This window comes from uncultured Methanobrevibacter sp. (assembly GCF_947169325.1).
GTDB lineage: Archaea > Methanobacteriota > Methanobacteria > Methanobacteriales > Methanobacteriaceae > Methanocatella.
Genome location: NZ_CAMVPN010000029.1, coordinates 20,944 through 27,663 on the forward strand (window position 1 = coordinate 20,944; position 6,720 = coordinate 27,663).

The 6,720-nt window shown below is 39.0% G+C and carries 4 protein-coding genes; 1 reads left to right on the plus strand and 3 read right to left on the minus strand.

Annotated features, from left to right (window positions below; all coding sequences use genetic code 11):
* Positions 1 to 26: 26 nt before the first annotated feature.
* The 3 genes from Q0W26_RS05675 to Q0W26_RS05685 are packed head-to-tail and all read right to left on the minus strand — an operon-like array spanning position 27 to position 5,274.
* A complete protein-coding gene (locus Q0W26_RS05675) occupies positions 27 to 3,599 on the minus strand; it encodes an Hsp70 family protein (RefSeq protein WP_298523313.1) in 3,573 nt (1,190 codons plus the stop codon).
* Positions 3,600 to 3,629: 30 nt separating this feature from the next.
* Entirely contained in the window at positions 3,630 to 4,433 is an 804-nt protein-coding gene (locus tag Q0W26_RS05680) for an FHA domain-containing protein (RefSeq protein WP_298523314.1), read from the minus strand.
* A 40-nt stretch (positions 4,434 to 4,473) separates the two neighbouring features.
* The gene (locus Q0W26_RS05685) at positions 4,474 to 5,274 is read right to left on the minus strand and encodes an SIS domain-containing protein (RefSeq protein ID WP_298523315.1); all 801 of its coding nucleotides are present in this window, start codon (positions 5,272 to 5,274) and stop codon (positions 4,474 to 4,476) included.
* Between the two features lie 422 nt (positions 5,275 to 5,696).
* Here Q0W26_RS05685 and Q0W26_RS05690 point away from each other — a divergent pair, with 422 nt between their 5' ends.
* A complete protein-coding gene (locus Q0W26_RS05690; RefSeq protein ID WP_298523316.1) occupies positions 5,697 to 6,659 on the plus strand; it encodes a tetratricopeptide repeat protein in 963 nt (320 codons plus the stop codon).
* The last annotated feature ends 61 nt before the right edge of the window (positions 6,660 to 6,720 follow it).

Sequence of the window (6,720 nt, forward strand, 5' to 3'; positions counted from 1 at the left end):
ATTTTAAATCCAGACAGAAAATTGATTTATTCAAAGTAATCCCTCTCGTCAATCTCGCAAAGCTTTTCAATTATATCAAACAGCCTCTCATAATCAAGGTTATGCAATGCAGTGAATCCTTCTTTTATAAATTCCTCCGAAAGCTGCTTGTTAGTAGTGTAAATTCCATCATATCTCAAGTTGAAGAAAATATCAGTTATGACATTCTCCTCGTTTAAGACCACATACTTTTCTATCAAATCAGCGTAAATGCCTTCAAGTTCCCCTGAATTTTTGCTGTCTGCAATTTTTTCCAATTTGCCTTTATATTCATGAGTATCAAACATTCCCTTCTCATCTGCAATGCTGATTTTTCCTTCAACATTTTCAAGAAGCCTTTGAAATTCCAAATCAGAGGTTGCATCATCAACAATAGCTTCCAGATAATCCAGATATATCAGCGTCTGAGGATATGCGTTCCTGTCACGGCGGGATATTTCAAGAAGCCTTTCTATGTAGTCCATGATGTCTATTTTGCATAAGAATCCATAGTCATCAAGATAATCCATGGCCTTAACTAGATTAACATATTTATAAAGCAATCCGTCAAGGTCCGTTTCGCAAATGAAACTTGAAAATGTCTTAGTGAAGTAAGGAATGAATATGTCCTCGTTTTTAATGACGCTTGGGGATTTATCGTCAAGTCCAACCATATTTTGTCCATCGTAAATGTTAATCTCATATTCCCCGTGAGGCATGATTAGCCTGAAGCTTCCGTCAATGCCGATTGGGGTTTTGAAGGACTCGCCGTCATTGACATTAACGAATTCGATATGATATCCTAAAAATGAAAACTTATCGTCAAGATTGAATGCACGTCCTGAGTATCCGTAATCCCTGTAATTGATGATTACTGAAAATTCACCTGGATTGAAATCCATTTTAGGCTTTTCCAATGAGCCTGCATAAACCGCCGCCCCTTTTGCCACTACAGTCAAAGGGTTGAGGCTGTCTTCAAGAGGAATATCGAACTCTGAAGAAATCAGATCCTTTACCAACGGACTCAGGCATGAGCCTCCGGCAAGAATTATCTTGTCTATGTCAACTTCAGACAGTGAATTTTCATCCATCAGGTTTCTTGCAAGCGCAAATGTTGTTTCAATGTACGGTTCGATGATTTTCTTAAACTCGAACCTGTTTAGAGAGTATGTGAAGTCATATCCCTCGAAAAGGTTTGCGATGAATATGTCTGATGTGTTTGCAGAAGACAGTTCCATTTTGGCATTTTCAGTTTTTGCCTTGAGCTTTGCAAAAATCTTTCGGTATTTAGGATTGATGCGTGTGAAATCCTCTAGATTCAAGTCATCAATGATTTTTGGAGCCAGAATCTCTTCTATAACTTGCCAATCAAATGTGTTTCCTCCCAAATCATCACTTTCTGCTGTTGCAATCTTTTCAATTTCACCATCGTTATTTCCAATTAAAGAAACATGGAATGTTCCTCCGCCCAAATCATAAATCATCCATATTCCTTTTGAATTTTCACATTTTTCAAGCCCGTAAGCAAAGGCCACTGCAACCGGCTCCAGTAAAAGTGCATGTGACCTGAAACCCGCAATGTCTGCAGCCTCATTGACTGCTTTGGTTTTGATTGGATTAGAATCAGCAGGAACACAGATAACCGCATGCTCTATTTTAACTCCCAATTGCTCATATGCAGATATTCTCAAATCCTTCAGGATTTCGGCAGACAGCTCCTGAGGAAGCATTGTCCTCGAAGCATTTTCGAATGTGAACGGCACTGGAAAGCCCATGTCATGCTTAAACCCTGAAACTGCATTTTCGCTGTCCTCAACCAACGCATCCCTTGCCTGATTGCCGACATGGACATTATCATCTTCATCAATGAAGACAGCAGACGGAGTGAAATCATCCCCTGTTTTATAATTTTTAATGATTATGGGATTTCCATCGTTAAAGTAGGAAATGAGGGAATCTGTGGTTCCCAAATCAATTGCATAATCAATGGTGTTGCGACAGGTCTCCTCATCATTCCTGAAGTGAAGAGTCATGTTCTGCTTCCACAGTGACATGGCATATGCATATTTCTTCCTTATGGAAGCATCCCCAACAACTGCAAACTCCATCAGGTTTGCGCCGTCAATCAGCCGATTGGCATTGACCAGCCTTACCGCTTCGGCTGCAATTTCTTCAACCGAATATGTTTTTAATGTGTGGATTATTCCAGAATACATTTCGTTAATGTGCTTGTTAGTTTCCATCAGCTCTTCAAGTTCCATGACTGCCCGGATTAGATTTTTACTGGCAGAAAGAGCGATGAAAATCGTCCACAATTCAAGATAGGGACGATATTTATTTTTTATTGACGGATTGTATGCAATGGCCTCCCTTAAAAGATATGACGCTATGTCATAGTTTTCACCCTTAAGGTTGACTGTGAAGGCTTTGGAGACAAGTTCGATGTCGGGCCTTTGGGATTTCCACATCTGCAACGTTTCACCGTAGCATTTGCGGACATCATAATCTTTAAGGACTTCCCTTTCAAGGATTTCAACTGCATCTTCAAGCCTGTTTTCGCATTTGGCCAAATTGAAGGCATCCTTCACGGAATCGTTTAGGACATATTCACTATATTCCTCGACGTGATCCTCATTAACATCCATGCTTTCGGCTGACTTGAACCTGTCTATGGCCATCTCAACATCCGCAAGCATTTCACAGGCATCAGAATAACGCTTTGATGAATCGGCATCCAAACACTTCATTACTATCTCATCCAAATCCGGAGTTATCAGGTCGTTAATGTGGCTTGGAGGTTTGAATCCGTCCTTCCATGGCTTAAGGTCAAATAAATCCTCAACGTCATATCCGTTGACGTCATATGGATAGCGATTGGTAAGCAACTGGTAAAAGATTACTCCAACGGCATAAATGTCAGTTTGTGTTGTGGAGATTTTGCTGAAGCACTCAGGAGCCATATACGGCCTGGTTCCTGCTATTTCAAAATCGGAAATTCCTGTTGTCACTTCCTTTGCAAATCCGAAATCGGAAATCTTTATTATGATTTCTCCATTGTAATTGTAGCTGAGAAGAATGTTGTTAAGTTTAAGGTCCCTGTGAACGATTGGAGGATTTGCACTGTGAAGAGTGTTCAGGCCTGAGAGAATCTGCTTTATAATGTCAAGAGCACGGCTTATTGGCATTGACAGGTTTGATTTGACGAATGAATTAAGGTACTGTTCCAGGTTTCCCCCTGCAACATATTCCATTACAAAGAATGCAATGTCCCGTTTTTCATCACCATCATCATTTCTTAGGCTAAAGCCATCACCATAAGTCGTTATTATGCCTGCATCGAAAATGCTTATGATGTTTTCATGCCGGAGATGGGTTGCAAGCATGACCTCTCGAAAAACAGATTTGGTATTTGATGTAGCGCTTAATGGCTCCTTGATTATTTTCATGGCTCTGAAGTCATCTAGAAAATTATGTTTAACCAGATAAACCTCTGCAAATGACCCTTCACCCAGAAACTTTTTAACTTCATACTGTCCGTTAAAGAATTCCTCAACCATACGTTTAACTTTGTCAAAGTCCACTAAAATCACCGAATTAGATTAAAAACCTAATTAGAACGAACAGTAAATAACCGCACCGCCATTGCCTTTTGATAATTTAATAAATGAATTGGTAGACAGTTTTGTTGGCTTGCCTTTTGGAACTTCCCTGTCTGCAATGAACGTTCCGTTGGAGCTTTTCTCATCAAGAACATACCAACCGTCATTTTTAAAGAATATCTTCAGGTGAGGTTTTGAAACGCTTGAGACTGTTGAATAGCTGTTGTCAAGAAGAATTGCAAATGATACCAAATCGCCTGGAGTGAAATTGCCTTTTCTTCCAATGAGAACAGTTTCACTCTTGGAGAGCTTGAATGTTTTTCCCTTGTCATGCCCATTGAAAACTGTGAGAACGCAGTGTTCCTCATCCTGGAAACGCTTATTTGTCTTATATAAATCAAAGAAAGTCAAAAGCTCATCAGCCAAAAAGTTAATGTCCAAAAACAAATCCTCAAATGCGTCATCCTTAAGGACAAATCCTTTAACGGAACGGGGACCTATTTTGTTCGGCACTTCCTTTTTCACGTCAACTTCCATTACAAGTCCGGCATCCACAAGCTGCTTGAGGTGCTGGCCCAACATTTGAGTAGTTATGCTGATGTTATAGTTTTTCAAAAGGAGATCGTTTATTTCACGTGAGTATAACGGTTCTTTTTTATAGTCACCATTATCGCGTTTGTTTTCCTTGTCAAAATCCCTCAGGATTTTAAGTATGGAAAATCTGGCTCCATTATTTACTGCAGATAATTTATCAGATATTGTATCCGAATCCTGTGAGTCCAATACAACGGTTTTCCCCATTTCCGAATCGCTCATTACAAAATCTCCTATAATCCATATTTTTAATTTAATCTCATTAAATTGAACTGCTTAAAACATCATGATATGCCTTCAGGTCCTTTTCACGCAAATTCAAATTCCACATGAGCTCATTTACCAGCGCATCGAGAACGACCAGTGCTGAGAGTTCGAATGCAGTTCCCATCAGTATCAGTTCCAGCGGACGGTAGATATTGCTGATTCCTCTGATTTCAAATGGCAAATCACTGATTGATTTTGTGAGTTCCCTGTTTGTTAAATCTGATGATTTCCTTGGAAGGTTTTCAATCTTGGTCTTGGTCTGCTCATCTGTTTCGAAATTGGTAAGTGACCTTGGAAGAGTGTCCATGAACTTTTCTATGTCTGAATCTTCAAGATTGACCAAAGTCTGCGGAAGAGAATCTATTACAATTCTAGCATCTGACTTGAGAGCAAGGTCGCTTTCGGTATTGCCGCAGACCGCCAGAAACTTGACGTTGTCAATTTTGGAGTCCTCAACAATCTGTGTGATTGAATTTGACTTTCCTGATTTTGAAACTATGATAATAATGTCGCCTTCCTTTACCGGAGGAGCTATTGTTTCGTTGAACACATAGACGTAAAATCCCAAATGCATCAGCCTCATTGCAAATGCCTTTGCCACAAAGCCTGACCTTCCGGCTCCAGCCAGAAAGATTGTTGTCTTTCTTTGGTTCGAAACCCTTCTGTTTGAAGCTGACAGAATAATGTCACGGAATTTTCCAATCGATTCCTCCTGCTCAACAACGACCTTCTTGCATCTATTCAGATTTTTCAATATCTCATCCAGGGACAAGTCCATATATTTTAACTCAGACATATTATCAAACTCACATCCATTATTGCTTTGAAATTTCATGCCGAATTTACGGCATCCATGATTTAAAATGTGTCATCGGCATTATTTATAATTGCTCATGGTTTGATAATACAGGCATATAGCTAAGCATTTAAGTATCTGGTTTACATTGCATATAACTTACACAAAGAAAAAACTTTAAACAAGTGTGATTCTAGTTAATCCCTATGAGGCTCTCGGACATGATGAAATGATTTGCTTTATATGACTTATTAATAAAGACCGTTAAAGCAAATATTGGGTAAGAAGAACGAGTGAAATCGAAAAAATTGCCCAATATCCAAAAAGTTGACGATAACAATACTTACATTAGACAATGTCGTTTCGCTTGTTCTTTATCAAACCCCTACACTGCCATTTAAAACACGGCTTCGAGGAGTATAATGTTAGAAGAATACATCGAAAGCAGAATAAGTGAAGCATACGACTATCTGCAAAACGACACCGAAAAAGCATTGAGGATTTTTGATGAAATCCTTGAAATCGAACCCGACAACATTGAAGCACTGAACGGGAAAGGATCAAGCCTGATGAAACTGAACAGACTCGATGAAGCAGACAAATACTACAACCATTCACTGTCTATTTGCGAAAACTCCTCAGCACTCCTAAACAAAGGCATTATATTTAAACGCAAAAGGGATTTTGAAAACGCACTGATTTTTTATGACAAGGCATCCCAAATCAATCCCGATTTAGAAAGCATAGTGGATATCCTCAAAAATGAACTTATCTATGCCAATAATAAAAGGGACATGAGTGATTACAGCTATGAAGCCAATAAGATGATAGTTCAGGGAATTGAATTTAAAAAAGAGGACAAATTATTGGACGCAATGGATGCATTCAAGAAGGCCATCGAATGCGACATGAGATGTGAAGATGAAGTAAACGGCATGATTGATGAGATTAAATGCATCATCACTAATGAATTCATATACGATGACAGGCAGTTCGATGCCGAAAGCAAAATCGACAGGCTGAAAATGCAGGCATTAAGGGCACTCACAGAAGAAAACTATCCCGACAAGGCATTGAGATTGATGGACCTTGTTTTGAGACTGGATGAAACGGACATTGATATGGTGAACCACAAGGGCGGAGCGCTGTTCATCTGTAATGAATACGAAAATGCCATTGAATGCTTTGATAAATGCATATCAATGGATAAAAACTACTCATACGCAATTTTCAATAAGGCGTTGGTGCTTCGAACAATGAATAAACTGCCTGAAGCGTTGGAATGCTTTGATGAGGTTTTGAAAATTCCTGAAAATCACAATAAGGTAAAAGCATACAGACTGGAAATTCTCAAAAAGATTCATGAGGATGCAAAAACAGACTAATTTTCTCAAATGTTCTTATGGATATTGGTAAAAGTCCTTTGATTCTCAAAATTGCTTTCTT